This is a genomic window from Billgrantia sp. C5P2, from assembly GCF_051062895.2.
Map to the genome: position 1 here is coordinate 1,460,425 of NZ_CM128542.1, position 13,363 is coordinate 1,473,787.

The window sequence follows — 13,363 nt, forward strand, 5'->3', positions numbered from 1 at the left end:
GCTGGGTTTCGCCGTTTCAGGGCCTCCCATGGAGCGTAGCGGAGCGCCGCCCGCCGGATGGCCGGCCCGAACATCGTCAGGCATCACTCCCAAAACCCCGAGTTCGAAAGAGCTCGGGGTTTCGTCGTTTGTGGCTTGCGATTCAACCGATGAAAGCCCGCCAAAGGCGGGCTGGAAAGTGCGTTACACCACGCCCTGATCGATCATGGCGTCGGCTACCTTGCGGAAGCCGGCGATATTCGCGCCGAGAACCAGGTTGGTGGGCTCACCAAATTCTTCGGCCGTACTGGCGCATTGTTGGTGGATATTCGCCATGATTGCCTGCAGCTTGGTATCGACCTTCTCCATGGTCCACTGCTGCATGCTGCTGTTCTGCGCCATCTCGAGCTGACTGGTGGCCACGCCGCCGGCGTTGGCGGCCTTGCCGGGGCCGTAGGCGATTCTGGCTTCAAGGAAGCGATCTACGGCGCTGACGGTGGATGACATGTTCGAGCCTTCGCTGATGCAGTGTACGCCGTTGCCGAGCAGAGCGACGGCGTCAGCCTCGGTCACTTCGTTCTGGGTGGCGCTGGGGAAGGCCACGTCTCCCTTGATGCGCCATACGGCATGGCCATCGCCGGGATAGTCCTGGGCATCAATATATGTCGCTTCGGGATGGTACTCGACATATTCACGCAGGGAGGTGCGCTTTACCTCCTTGAGCAGCTTGAGCGTGTCAAGATCGATGCCTTCCGGATGATGGACGGTGCCGCGGGAATCGGAGCAGGTCACGGGGTGGGCACCGAGCTGGTACAGCTTTTCGATGGTGTAGATGGCCACGTTGCCGGCGCCCGATACCAGGCAGGTCTTGCCTGCGATGGTGTCGCCGCGCGCCTCGAGCATGTTCTGGGCGAAATAGACGGCACCGTAGCCGGTGGCCTCCTTGCGGCCAAGGGAGCCGCCCCAGTTCAAGCCCTTGCCGGTGAAGACCCCTTCGTAGCGGCCCGTGAGTCGCTTGTACTGACCGTACATATAGCCAATCTCCCTGGCCCCCACGCCAATATCACCGGCGGGTACGTCGATGGTCGGGCCGATATGGCGGTACAGCTCGTTCATGAACGACTGGCAGAAGCGCATGATCTCGCCGTCGGATTTGCCCTTGGGGTCGAAGTTGGAGCCCCCCTTGCCGCCGCCGATCGGGAGCCCGGTCAGGGCATTCTTGAAGATCTGCTCGAAGCCCAGGAACTTGATGATGCTGGCGTTGACGCTGGGGTGAAAGCGCAGGCCGCCCTTGTACGGGCCCAGCGCCGAGTTGAACTGAATGCGGTAGCCCTTGTTGACCTGCACCTTGCCGGCATCGTCGACCCAACTGACCCGGAACATGATCTGGCGCTCAGGTTCGACGATGCGCTCGATGATGCTGTGCCGATGGTAGCGCGGTACCGTTTCGATTAGCGGACGCAAGCATTCGAGGACCTCCTCGGCGGCCTGGTAGAACTCGCTCTGGGCCGGGCTGCTTTTGCTGAGTCCCTCGAGAGTATCGTGTACGTAAGTCATGTGAGCGTCCTGATGAGGAAAGATGGGCTCACTATAATTCAGTGCACCATTATGCAGCAATTGTATAGGCTATGTTTGGATTAGACATTGATATGAGTCGAAATTGCTGTTAAATGGCAGTTTTTCGTGCACCAATGTCGAGCATTAGTGTTTTTCCATTGACGAAAAATTAACGATTTGGAGGTTTCCCCACAGATGCTGTCGAGACTGTTAACATTGGCGGGCCAAACTTGCTGGAGCTTAATCTCTTGCCCTTGACGACTCTTTTAGCCTCTGCTTACTGCTGCAGCAGCTTATCTCAAGCTGGCAGCAATCGACTCCCGGCATGTCTGTCACTCCCTCTATTGGCTCAAGCACGAGCTGCGCTGGTGGACTTCGGCTCACGAGCGGGCCGGAGTGGGTGCTATCTGGCTGGGGGAGACGGTTGATGCCGCGGCGAGAGATAGAACTGACACCCGATCAGTTGCTGTTCTATTGTCGTCCTGGTTTCGAACATGATGTCGCTGCCGAGGTGCTGGCATGCGTCGAGCCAATGGGTTGGCACGGCCAGGCGGAGTATTCCGCTCAAGAGGGTTTCGTGCGCTTCGTCGTGGATGACGCGAGGCCGGCCAACGAGCTGCAACGAGAGCTGCGCTTTGACCGGCTCATCTTTGCGCGCCAGAGCCTGTTGGCGCTGCCGCCGCTTTCTCTGGCTCGGGATGACAGGCTGTCCTCCATCGTTGAGCAGGTCATTGCCAGCGGCTGGAGCTTCGATGCGGTCTGGCACGAAACACCCGATACCAATGAAGGCAAGGCGCTGGCGGGGTTGATCAAGGCGCTGACCCGTCCACTGGAGTCGGGGCTGCGCAAGCGTGGCGCTTTACGCCGCAAGGCTGCCGGACGCCGCTTGCACCTGTTCTGGACCGATGGCGATCGCGTGCAGTTGGGTATGAGCTTTCCCGGCAATCGCAGCGAGCTGCCGGGAGGCATTCGGCGGTTGCGTTTTCCCCAGGCGGCGCCAAGCCGTTCGACGCTGAAACTGGAAGAAGCGTGGCACGAGTTCGTGCCGCGGGAGGAGTGGGATGTCCGGCTTGGAGAGGGTATGCAGGCTGCCGATCTTGGCGCCGCACCAGGCGGTTGGACATGGCAGTTGGTCAGTCGTGGCATGCATGTATTTGCCATCGACAATGGGCCCATGAGCGACAGCCTGATGGCAACGGGAATGGTCGAGCACTTGCGTGAGGATGGTTTCGTCTGGGAACCACCCTATCGGCTGGATTGGCTGGTGTGCGATATCGTCGACAAGCCCGCACGCGTAACGGCAATGGTTCAGCGTTGGCTGATCCGGCGCTGGTGTCGGGAGGCGGTTTTCAACCTGAAGCTGCCGATGAAGCGACGCTGGGAAGAGGTCAGTCGCTGCCTGGCCTTGTTGGATGCGGCGCTGCAAGAGGCCGGCATTCGTGCCGAGTTGCGCTGCCGGCAGCTGTATCACGACCGTGAAGAAGTCACAGTCCATGTCAGGCTGCGGGACTGATGACGCCGACGAGGTGGCTCTCCCGGTCTCCTAGTAAGCGGGTTCGTAGATACGGATGGTCTCGTCTTCGGTCAGTAGTGGCAGGATACGCTGCATGGCGCGTGCACGTTCTTCGCTGGTGTACCATTCGTTCCAGGCGTTCAAGTTCCGCCACTTGACGATCATAAGGCGTCGGTCACTATGGCCGCGTTCTACCAGGGTTTCGCCCCCAACGAAGCCCCGGGCACCGAGGGAGTGGCGCATGGCCTCGCGTGCGGCCTCCTCGTATTCTTCCTCCAGGCCAGGCATGATACGACGTTCAATTATTACCTTGATCATTTAGCAGCTCCCCACGCCGAGGTCGATCGATGACAAATGCCGCCGACTCGCAGCCCACCTATCAAGACGAACTTGACACGACCGGCCTCTATTGTCCGGAGCCCATCATGCTCATGCACAACAAGGTACGTGACATGAGCCCCGGCGAGGTCCTCAAGGTGATTGCCACTGATCCTGCGACTACCCGGGATGTACCCAAGTTCTGCAGCTTCCTGGGTCATGACCTGATATCGCAGCAGGAGTCGGACGGACATTATCTCTACTTTATCCGCTTGGGCTGATGTACGGCTACCCCAGTGACTCGTCTCAGCCCTCGGCCTCCTTCGTGGCATCTGGGATGACCATCAGCGCCAAGGCTTCGAGCGTGCCGGGATCCTGTTCGCGAATGCGGTTGGCAATGCTGCGCTGGAAGAAATAGACCATTCTGTGACGGCTCTTGCCAGGATAGAGGCAGGCATCGCCGGGCAGGATCGGTGTGGTCTCGACGAGGGAGTCGTCAGCCAGAAGAGCCTCTACGTTTCCGTCGCTGTACAGGCGCCAGCCGAACACCTGCTTGAGCTGCCAGGGGCGACTGTCGTCATCGATGCATAGCGCGTGGGTGCCCTGGGTGTCGGGAATCTGCTGAATGAGCGTGATGTCGCTTGTCTCTTCGTAGTCGAAGTAGGCCGCGGCATGCTCCAGCTCGCAGGTCTTGTGGGGCGGGGGGGATTCCAGCAACTCCTCGGTTTCGGGATCGCGATAGCCGACGAAGCAGCCGTGCTCGGCGTCGTCGAGCTGGTGACATGGCGTCAGCGTCTCCATCCATGGCACCAAGCCGACGACATCACCATCCTCGCGCAGCCCCCAGGCGAGAATGGGCATGCCGTAGAGAGAGTCGGGGTCCGAGGCCAAGCTGTAGACCATCTCGAGACCATCAAGCTCGGGGGAGAGGCGGACCAGGCGTCGCTTGGCCTGGAGCTTCTGGCGCATCGTTTCCAGGTCGATGACCCGGGCAGGGCGGGGTGACAGTGACATACCCATGTTTCTCCCTCCAGATTCTGCATGGGCCGAGCGGAAAGGTCACGGCTGCGGCAAGGCTGACGGGATCGACTCCTACCTTCACGAATCACCAATATCACAGAGTCGCCTTTCAAGTTAAGTCTGCCGGGAGCTTTTTCACCTACAGCGCTCGACCAAGGCCTGCCAGTGGCGTCCATGTTCGCCGCGTGCTTGGCGAAAGGCGGGCAAGGGAGCGTGCGGATTTTCCAGTGAAAGCCAGCGCTCGCGATAGCTGGCTACCGCATCGGGAGGGGGGAGATGGCTATCGAACAGGCCATCGATCGCTTCCAGCCATCGCGTTGCCAATGCCTCGAGCCGGTCGAGCCAGTCGAACGCCTCCATATCGGTCATGCGCTGCTGCAACTCTTCAGGCGATGCCGTGAGAGCCAGGCAACCACTCTCCGACTCCAGAGTGGCGGCGAGAAGGGCCGTTGCCTCATCCAACCGTTGCTCGGCGAGCAGCAGGGCGCGCAGCACTTCTGCCGTCAGGGGGCGACTGCGCAGTGACTTGAGGTGACCCTCCAGCGTCGCGGACTCATGGCGCCACTCGGGATTGAACTGGTGCAGTGTGGCCTGGCGCAGCCAGGCCAGGGCGTCCAATTGGGCCTCGATGCCCCGAGTATCGCCAGGCATGAGAGGTGAGCTTGCGCGAGAGAAATTGCCGACCCACTCCTCGGAGTCGAACAGGCTGTTCCAGCTCACCTTCGGCAGCTGCTCGGTCTTGGTCCGTGTGACTCGCTCAAGCCGCCTGCGAGCGGATTCGGAGAGCGAGTCCGGCACGTTGCTGTGCCAGCAGGCATGCAGACGGCGCCAAAGCTCGAGCTCGTAGATCCACTGCTGGCTGGGTGGTGCCACGCGCCCGAGCTGGTTATTTCGGGCGGCGACCAGCGAAGTGATCCGGCACTCGCGAAGGGCATAGACGTTGAGCATGCTCTCGCGGGTTCCGGCGACTGTGAGAAGGCGTTCATTGCGATCGGGGAATGCGCCGATATTGGACGGTGTGCCTCTTTCTGGTCTCGGCTGATCCAAGGCCTCGGCCAGTGCCTGCTGGTATTCGACCAGCTTGGCTTGGCCTTCTCCCACATCGCCACACCCGGCCGTCAGCAGGAGCAAGAGCAGAGCGAGACAGCGCCATGTTTCAATCTGGGGCGATATCCAGCCTGCCATTCGCAACTCCCTTGGTCTTGCGGCGCAGGCGCTCGCCGAGCAGCATCGCTGCTACGGTAAGCCCGGCGATCAGGCCGATCCAGTAACCGTGCACGCCCAGCGGTTCGATCCAGCCGGCCAAGCCCCGGGTGCCCAGCCAGTGGCCACCGGCCAGGCCCACCGCCCAGTAGGCGAGCAGGGTAATGACCATGATGATGCGAGTATCCTTATATCCTCTCAGTGCGCCGGCCAGGTTGACCTGGAGTGAATCGGATATCTGGTAGAGCATGGCCAGCAGTATCAGCGACAGAGCCAGATGCTGGACGGCCGTATCGTGAGTGTAGAGGGCCATGACCGGCTCTGCCGTGAACCACAGCAGTGCACTGTTGAACAATGCGATCAGCACCGAGACCAGCACGCCGTTCCAGGCCACCATGCGAGCTCGCTCGGCCTTGCCCTGGCCGAGCGTATTGCCGACCCTGACGGTCAGCGCCATGCTCAGGGCCAAGGGCAGCATGAACAGGATCGAGGTGTAGTTCAGGGCGACTTGGTGCGCGGCCACTGTTACCTCGCCCAGGCTGGCGATGAACAGCGAAATCAAGGTGAACAGCGTGACTTCGATGAAGATTGCCACGCCGATGGGCACGCCCACGTAGAGCAGCTCTCCGATCAGGTGCCCGCGCGGCGGCGTGGGCGAGTGCCACAAGGTGACGCTGCCGTAGGCTCGCGAGCGGCGGGTATAGACGGCCATGGCCAGGCACATGACCCACATGGAGAGTGCCGTGGCGATACCGCACCCCAGTGCGCCCAGAGCCGGAAGGCCTTGCACCCAGGCTGGTAGCCAGTCTCCGAAGAGCCCAGTGAGCCCTTCACCGCCGTAGATCAGCAAGAAGTTGCTGGGAATGTTCACGGCGAGCCCCACCAGACTGATCCACAGCGACGGACGAGTATGGTTCATGCCGTCGGAGAAGGCGCGCAGGGCCTGGAACAGGGCGACCCCCGGCATACCGAAGGCGACGGCGGACAGATAGGCGGCCGAGCGTTGGGCGACCTCATGGGGTACGTCCATCAAGCGAAAGATCGGCATCACCGTCAGCCATAGCAGTAATGCCGACACCAGGCCCAGAGCCAGGGCTACCCAGAGCGCCTGGTGCACGTTGGGGCGAATGCGCTCGGTGGAGCCGGCTCCCAGCAGGTGGGCGACGATGGGCGTCAGGCCCATCAGTGTGCCGGTCATGAACAGCATCAGCGGCAGCCACAGGCTGGAGCCCACGGAGACGGCTGCCAGGTCGGTTGCGCTGACCCGGCCCGTCATCATTATGTCAGTGACGCTCATGCCGGCCTGGGCCAGTTGGGCGCCACAAATCGGCAGGGTGAGACGTATCAGAGGCCGCGTCTCCGTGCGGCTGACTCTCAGCAGGTCGGTGAAAAACGTTGCCAAGGGGCTTGCTCCGTGCGTATCGAGACCCGGCTATGCACCAGGGAAACGGAATATGTTAGCAACATCCGCTGAATTTCGCTGCGTCATCGACTCACTTATACTGGCCGGCCAATCTGCCATGTATGGAGGATCCGTGACCCATCGTCTCGAGGACGTGATCGCCCTGTTCGACGGTCTCTTCCAGCAGCGCTTCGATACTCGCTTGGTGCGCGGTGGCGACGAACCGCTCTATCTGCCCGCCGATGAGGAGAGCCCCTGGCATCGGGTGATCTTTGCGCGGGGCTTCTATGCCAGCGCGCTGCACGAGATCAGTCACTGGTGCATCGCCGGCAAGGCGCGACGGCAGCTTGAGGACTATGGCTACTGGTACCTTCCCGACGGGCGAAACGCCGAACAGCAGCGCCGCTTCGAGGCGGCCGAAATCGCTCCCCAGGCCTTGGAAATGCTCTTCTCGCACGCCTGTGGGCTGTGCTTCCACGTCAGCGTGGACAATCTGGGAGGCGAAACGGAGGTCGACCGGGAAGACTTTCACGGTCGCGTAGCGGCCCGTGCGGCACGCTTTGTCAGCGAGGGGCTACCGCCCCGGGCAGAGGCCTTTCGTATTGCCCTGGCGGCCTTCTACCAGCAGGGTTTGGCCCACGATGAGGCCGTGCAAGCCGGCTTGAATGCGCTTGATCAGGCATGCACTTCGGCTTCCCAGATCTGTTTGCCGAGCTGAAGTAACGGATCGAGCGCCGGCATCGCCTGGCGCGCGGGGAAGGCCACGCCGATGGTCTGGTGTATGTTGAGCCCGGCCAAAGGACGGCACTGCACGTCCGGGTGCGAGAGGATTTCGGGCCAGGCCGGCACCAGTGAGGCGCCAACTCCGGCCGCCACCAGCCCCAGGGTGTATTCAATAGTGCGCAGGCGAGCCCTGACCTGGCAGCGCACGCCGGCGTCGCTCAGGGCCGTGGCCAGGCGCTCCATGGCGGCACAAGGATGGCGCCAGATGAACGGAAGGCCGTCGAGTTCGGGCAATGCCACCGTAGCCTTGAGGCCCAGCGGATGCCCGTTGGGCAGTGCTAGACGATAGCTGTCGTGCCAGATCGGCTGGAAGAGCTCGCCTGGCGCCAGGTCATGTTCTCCAATGATTCGCGCGTCACAGCGCTCCTCGGGATTGACCAGCGTCAGCGCCAGGTTGTCGCCCTGCCCGATGTACTCCTTGAGCAGGACAGTCATGCGGTTGGCGCCCAATGAGCGCATCAGCCCCAGGCGCACGGGGGTGGCAGGCGCCGGGGTGCGAAACAGTCTGCTGATGGCGTTGAGGTCCTCGCTTACCTGGCGCGCCAGTGGATAGAGCCTGTGCCCTTCCTCGGTGGGCGTGATGCCACGCCGATGTCGCTCGAACAGCGGTGACCCCAGACGCTCCTCCAGCTGTGCCAGCGCGGTCGAGATGGAGGGTTGCGCCACGTGGCAACGTCGAGCGGCAGCGCTGATCGAGCCACCCTCGTAGGCGGCGATGAAATACCGCAGGCTTCGCACATCCATAAGCTATGCCTATATCTGGGGGAGGATATCGATATTATCTCTTTGTCACGCAGGCGCGCTAGGCTGTAAGTCATCCTTCATGCTGCCGTCGGGAGCCTGCATCGTGCTCGAACCATTACCCCAGGAGCAGCGTTTCTTCGCTGCGCTACGCAGCGGTGACTGGCCCGTGCCAGAGCGAGCGTGGCAGCTCGACGAGGTCGGGCTCTCTGCATCCGGCCTCGCCGAGCTGTTCGAAACCCAGTTGATGAGCCGTCACTTGGACCTGCATGCGCGGCGTCTACAGGCGCGCGGCGAGGCCTTCTATACCATTGGTAGTGCCGGCCACGAGGGCAATGCCGCCATCGCACGGGCTTTTCGTCCTACCGATCCCGCTTTCCTGCACTACCGCGACGCGGCCTTCCTGCTCCAGCGCAGCCGCGGTGTACCGGGACAAACGCCGCTGTGGGACCTGCTATTGAGCTTTGCCGCCTCGGCGGACGACCCCATCTCCGGTGGCCGGCACAAGGTGCTGGGTTCCAAGGCGCTGCACATTCCGCCCCAGACCAGCACCATCGCCTCGCACCTGCCCAAGGCCATGGGGGCGAGCTACAGCCTCGGCCTGTGGCGGCGACTCGGCGGCGGTGGCGAATGGCCTGCCGACAGCGTGGTGGTCTGCAGCTTCGGCGATGCCTCGTTCAACCACTCCACCGCTCAGGGGGCGCTCAACGCTGCCGGCTGGGCGGCCTACCAGGGCGCACCGATGCCGCTGGTGATGGTGTGCGAGGACAATGGCATCGGCATCTCCACGCCCACGCCGAACGGCTGGATCGAGGCCAGCATGCGCTCGCGCCCCGGCTTTCACTACCTCGCCTGCGATGGCCTCGATCTGCTCGATACCTGGCGCGCCGCCTGCGAAGCAGAGCGCATCGCCCGGTGTCGCAAGCAGCCGGTCTTTTTGCACATGCGCTGCGTAAGGCTATACGGGCATGCCGGTTCGGATGCCCAGCAGGCCTATCTGGCGCCGGCGCGGATCAAGGCCGACGAGGCGCGCGACCCGCTGCTGGTCACGGCCGGGCTGCTGCAGCATCACGGCGTGCTCGATGCCGTGGCCATCGAGCGACTTTATCGCTCGGTCGCCGAGCGCGTGGCGTACGTCGCCGAGGAGGCGATACGGCGACCCAAGCTCGAAACGGCCGGACAGGTCATGGCGAGCATCGTGCCGCCGTCCAGGCCGGGCCGTGCACGTCCCTGGCAGGACGAAGTCGACTCGACACCGGCGCCCATGGCCAAGCTGCTCAACCAGGCGCTGACGCGCCTGATGACGCGCTATCCACATTTGGTGATGGCCGGGGAGGACATAGGCCGCAAGGGCGGCGTCTACGGTGTTACCCAGCGCCTGCAGGCCCAGTTCGGCCCGCACCGGGTGATCGACACTCTGCTCGACGAGCAGAGCATTCTCGGACTGGGCATCGGGATGGGGCAGAACGGCCTGGTACCGATTCTGGAGATCCAGTTCCTTGCCTACCTGCACAACGCCGAGGATCAACTGCGTGGCGAGGCGGCCACGCTCAGCTTCTTCTCCAACGGCCAGTACACCAATCCCATGGTGGTGCGTATCGCCGGGCTCGGTTACCAGAAAGGCTTCGGCGGGCACTTTCACAACGACAACGCTCTTGCCGTGCTGCGTGACATTCCCGGATTGCTGGTGGCCTGCCCATCGAATGCCGCCGACGCTGTGGGCTTGCTGCAAGAGGCCGTGCGGCTGGCCGACGAGGAGCAGCGGGTAGTTGTGGTGATCGAGCCGATCGCGCTCTACCACACCCGCGACCTGCTCGAGGAGGGCGACCAGCAGTGGTGCTTTGCCGACCCGGGGCCGGAACATTGCCTGGCCATGGGCGAGCTTGGCCAGTGGGGGGAGGGACGTGATCTCGCTATCGTCACCTACGGCAACGGTGTTCATCTGTCGCGTCAGGCCGCAGCAAAGCTGGAAGCCGAAGGCGTGGCGCTGCGCATCGTAGATCTGCGCTGGCTGACCGCCATCGACCATGACGCCGTGCATCGCCTGGTCGCTGACTGCGCTCAGGTATTGGTCGTCGACGAGTGCCGGCGCAGTGGCTCGCTGAGCGAAGAGCTGATCACCGCTCTGGTGGAGCGCGGTATGCCCAGTGACAGGCTGCACCGGTTGACCGCCGAGGACAGCTTCATTCCGCTGGGGCGGGCGGCAACCGTTACGTTGCCTTCAGTGGCCGGTATCGTCGAGCAGGCGCGTGGTTTGGTGGGCCGAAAAGAAAAAGGGCGCCCGTCATTGGGGAAGACAGCGGCAAGGAGCAGTGAAGCATGAGTGAGCCCCGCAACGATTTCCGATCCCCGACGGCTCGCGAACGCCTCCTGGTCGTCTGCCCCGGCCGTGGCACCTACAATGCCGCCGAGTGGGGTACGCTGAATCGCCTGGCGGGCGGTAGCGACTGGCTGAAACGCTTCGATGCCATGCGCCGCGAGGCCGGCATGCCTACGCTCTCCGAGCTGGATGGCGAGACGGCTTTCCGCCAGAGCCTGCACGGACGAGGCGAACACGCCTCGCCGCTGATCTACGCCTGCGCCTGGGCAGACCTGCTGGCCATCGATCGCGAGCGATATGAGGTGGTGGCGGTGACCGGCAACTCCATGGGCTGGTACATCGCCCTAGCAGCGGCCGGCGCCCTGGGGCCGGACGAGGCGCTCCACCTGATCGGTACCATGGGCTTGCGCATGCAGGAGACCCTGGCTGGCGGGCAGGTCATCTATCCCTGGGTCGACGAGGCGTGGCGGCCCGACTGGGCGCTGCGTCGGGAGCTGCTGGGGCTGATCGAGGGCATTCACGGCCGGGAGGGTACCGAGCTGTACCTTTCGATCGACCTGGGCGGCATGCTGGTCTTCGGTGGCAACGAGGCGGGGCTGGCGCGTCTGATCGAGGCGTTGCCGCCGCGCGAGCGCTTTCCGCTGCGGTTGCATCAGCACGCCGCTTTCCACACGCCGCTGCAGGAGGGGGTAAGGCGTGAAGCGCGCCGTGAGCTGGCGAGCCTGCCGCTGCGCGCACCCGAGGTGCCGATGATCGACGGGCGAGGTCATGTCTGGACACCCTGGAGCAGCGATCCCGAGCAGCTATGGGACTACACACTAGGCGAACAGTTGGTGGCCCCCTACGACTTCACCGCAGCGGTGAGAGTCGGTATACGCGAATTCGCGCCGGATCGCATCGTGATCCCCGGTCCTGGCGCGACCTTGGGCGGCGCTACGGCGCAGGCGTTGATTCAACTCGGCTGGAGGGGGCTGGACGACAAGGCTGCTTTCCAGCGTCTTCAGGCCGAGGAGCCTCGCTTGATCTGCATGGGCATTCCCGAGCAACGTGAGTGGCTGCTGGCATGCCAGGAGTCACGCTTCTCCTAGGCGCTCATGCAGGCGCAACATCACCTCGACCTCGTGCTCGGGCCGTAGCGGCTCAAGCCCCATTTCGCTGAACAGCTCATTGCGGGCACGACTCCACTCGCCGGCCGAGAGGCCGGGGTAGAGGCTATCGGCCGGCGCCAGTTCGACAAAGGGGTCGATGCCGTAGGTATCGAATATTCGTGCCAGCGCAGCTTCGTCTCCGCTGATACCGGCAGTGAACAGCGTGGCGCTGAAATGGTCGTTTTCCAACTCCCTGATCACGTCCAGGGGACTCGCGCCGAAGCTGTGCAGCTCTTCCAGGCTATAGCCATTGAGCTCATTGAATTCGTCGTCGAGCCAGTCGTCATCGGGTTGGATCAGCGTATGCTTGATGCGCCCGTCGGGCAGCACCCAGGCAATGGCCAGGGGGAGATCGCTGTCATCGCCTGTCTCGACGGCGATGAATCCGGGTATGTCAGCCATCTTCAAAACTCCTCCTGCTGGGCATGGCCAGTATCAATCGAGCCCTCGTCACTGAGTAGGCGAAAGAAGGCGTGGGCGGTGTGGCTAGTGGCTCGAGCGAGTTCCGCTTCGTCGACACTTCGCCAGTGAGCGATTTCGCGCACGATCCACGGCAGCAGCGATGGCTCGTTGCGCCTGCCCTTGAGTTTGGCAGGTAAATCGCGCGGCAGCAGGTAAGGGCAGTCGGTTTCCACCATCAGCCGCTCGAGGGGGATATCCTTTACCAGCTCGCGCAGGTGATGGCCGCGGCGCTCGTCGCAGATCCATCCCGTCAAGCCAATGTGCAGATCGAGGTCGAGATAGCCGTGGAGAGTATCACGGTCGGCCGTAAAGCAGTGGATCACCGCATCGCTGATATCGTCACGCCAGGCATGCAGCATCTCGCGCATGCGCTGGCCGGCGTCGCGTTCATGGATGAACAGCGGTTTGCCGCTCTCCGCCGCCAGGCTCAACTGGGCCTCGAAGGCCCGTTCCTGCTCCGTCGGCGTGGAGAAGTTGCGGTTGAAATCAAGGCCGCATTCACCCACCGCCACCACTTCGGGGCGATGATGGAGTTCACGCATGGCCGCGGCCAGCGGGGCGTCCCAGCGGCTGGCATCGTGAGGATGTACGCCAGCGGTGGCGTGCAGGCCCGGGAAGCGCTGAGCGAGTGTCGCGGCCTGCTCGGCATGGGCGAGATCGGTGCCGGTCACGATCAAGGTCGTGACATTGGCTGCCCGCGCCCGGCGCAGCACCGCTTCGAGATCGCGTGCGAAGCTGTCGTGAGTCAGGTTGGCGCCGATGTCCACCAGCGGGGCGGGTGCGCGAAAGCGCAGCGCCTCGGGCAGGAACTCGTCGAAGTTGGCGTCGGGGTCGACCAAGGGTGCGCTCCTTTGCTGGTACACGAGGCATTGTAACCAAAGCCACGGCGGGCCAGCCATGCGTTACACTAGCCGCCT

General features: G+C 63.2%; 13 protein-coding genes. 5 read left to right on the plus strand and 8 right to left on the minus strand.

The features are described from left to right. Positions 1 to 183: 183 nt before the first annotated feature. Positions 184 to 1,536, minus strand: coding sequence for an NADP-specific glutamate dehydrogenase (gene gdhA / locus ACRWQA_RS06755; RefSeq protein ID WP_263580578.1), 1,353 nt, complete (start codon positions 1,534 to 1,536; stop codon positions 184 to 186). A 427-nt stretch (positions 1,537 to 1,963) separates the two neighbouring features. Between gdhA and rlmM the strand changes: the two genes are divergently transcribed. Further along, the gene (gene rlmM / locus ACRWQA_RS06760) at positions 1,964 to 3,049 is read left to right on the plus strand and encodes a 23S rRNA (cytidine(2498)-2'-O)-methyltransferase RlmM (protein WP_263580577.1); all 1,086 of its coding nucleotides are present in this window, start codon (positions 1,964 to 1,966) and stop codon (positions 3,047 to 3,049) included. A 30-nt stretch (positions 3,050 to 3,079) separates the two neighbouring features. Here rlmM and ACRWQA_RS06765 read toward each other — a convergent pair whose 3' ends face one another. Further along, positions 3,080 to 3,367 (minus strand): antibiotic biosynthesis monooxygenase family protein, encoded by a 288-nt coding sequence (locus ACRWQA_RS06765; RefSeq protein ID WP_263580576.1) that lies wholly within the window; start codon positions 3,365 to 3,367, stop codon positions 3,080 to 3,082. A 29-nt stretch (positions 3,368 to 3,396) separates the two neighbouring features. Between ACRWQA_RS06765 and tusA the strand changes: the two genes are divergently transcribed. Next, entirely contained in the window at positions 3,397 to 3,648 is a 252-nt protein-coding gene (tusA, locus tag ACRWQA_RS06770) for a sulfurtransferase TusA (protein WP_263580575.1), read from the plus strand. Positions 3,649 to 3,673: 25 nt separating this feature from the next. Here the strand turns inward: tusA and ACRWQA_RS06775 are convergent, their stop codons facing one another. The 3 genes from ACRWQA_RS06775 to ACRWQA_RS06785 form a co-directional block, all read right to left on the minus strand. After that, positions 3,674 to 4,387: a hypothetical protein gene (locus ACRWQA_RS06775; RefSeq protein ID WP_263580574.1), complete on the minus strand. Its 714-nt coding sequence runs from the start codon at positions 4,385 to 4,387 to the stop codon at positions 3,674 to 3,676. A gap of 135 nt (positions 4,388 to 4,522) precedes the next feature. Further along, positions 4,523 to 5,488 carry a DUF3080 family protein gene (locus ACRWQA_RS06780; RefSeq protein WP_434227871.1) on the minus strand — a complete coding sequence of 322 codons (966 nt, stop codon included), beginning with the start codon at positions 5,486 to 5,488 and terminating at the stop codon, positions 4,523 to 4,525. 55 nt (positions 5,489 to 5,543) lie between these two features. Next, positions 5,544 to 6,992, minus strand: a complete 1,449-nt coding sequence (locus ACRWQA_RS06785; RefSeq protein WP_434227869.1) for an MATE family efflux transporter — start codon at positions 6,990 to 6,992, stop codon at positions 5,544 to 5,546. Between the two features lie 133 nt (positions 6,993 to 7,125). On the opposite strand from ACRWQA_RS06785, the gene ACRWQA_RS06790 reads away from it, so the two are divergent. Then, positions 7,126 to 7,710 carry an elongation factor P hydroxylase gene (locus ACRWQA_RS06790; RefSeq protein ID WP_263580571.1) on the plus strand — a complete coding sequence of 195 codons (585 nt, stop codon included), beginning with the start codon at positions 7,126 to 7,128 and terminating at the stop codon, positions 7,708 to 7,710. On the opposite strand, the gene ACRWQA_RS06795 is transcribed toward ACRWQA_RS06790, so the two are convergent. Next, the gene (locus ACRWQA_RS06795) at positions 7,668 to 8,519 is read right to left on the minus strand and encodes a LysR family transcriptional regulator (protein WP_263580570.1); all 852 of its coding nucleotides are present in this window, start codon (positions 8,517 to 8,519) and stop codon (positions 7,668 to 7,670) included. The two genes, ACRWQA_RS06790 and ACRWQA_RS06795, sit on opposite strands and share 43 nt — an antisense overlap. 103 nt (positions 8,520 to 8,622) lie before the next feature. On the opposite strand from ACRWQA_RS06795, the gene ACRWQA_RS06800 reads away from it, so the two are divergent. Together ACRWQA_RS06800 and ACRWQA_RS06805 are read left to right on the plus strand one after the other, a co-directional pair. Further along, a complete protein-coding gene (locus ACRWQA_RS06800) occupies positions 8,623 to 10,839 on the plus strand; it encodes a thiamine pyrophosphate-dependent enzyme (protein ID WP_434227867.1) in 2,217 nt (738 codons plus the stop codon). Further along, positions 10,836 to 11,924 carry an ACP S-malonyltransferase gene (locus ACRWQA_RS06805; RefSeq protein WP_434227865.1) on the plus strand — a complete coding sequence of 363 codons (1,089 nt, stop codon included), beginning with the start codon at positions 10,836 to 10,838 and terminating at the stop codon, positions 11,922 to 11,924. Before ACRWQA_RS06800 ends, ACRWQA_RS06805 begins: the two co-directional genes overlap by 4 nt. On the opposite strand, the gene ACRWQA_RS06810 is transcribed toward ACRWQA_RS06805, so the two are convergent. Both ACRWQA_RS06810 and ACRWQA_RS06815 read right to left on the minus strand, forming a co-directional pair. Further along, the gene (locus ACRWQA_RS06810) at positions 11,910 to 12,386 is read right to left on the minus strand and encodes a hypothetical protein (RefSeq protein ID WP_263580568.1); all 477 of its coding nucleotides are present in this window, start codon (positions 12,384 to 12,386) and stop codon (positions 11,910 to 11,912) included. The two genes, ACRWQA_RS06805 and ACRWQA_RS06810, sit on opposite strands and share 15 nt — an antisense overlap. A 2-nt stretch (positions 12,387 to 12,388) precedes the next feature. Further along, positions 12,389 to 13,285, minus strand: coding sequence for a TatD family hydrolase (locus ACRWQA_RS06815; protein ID WP_434227863.1), 897 nt, complete (start codon positions 13,283 to 13,285; stop codon positions 12,389 to 12,391). Positions 13,286 to 13,363: the final 78 nt, after the last annotated feature.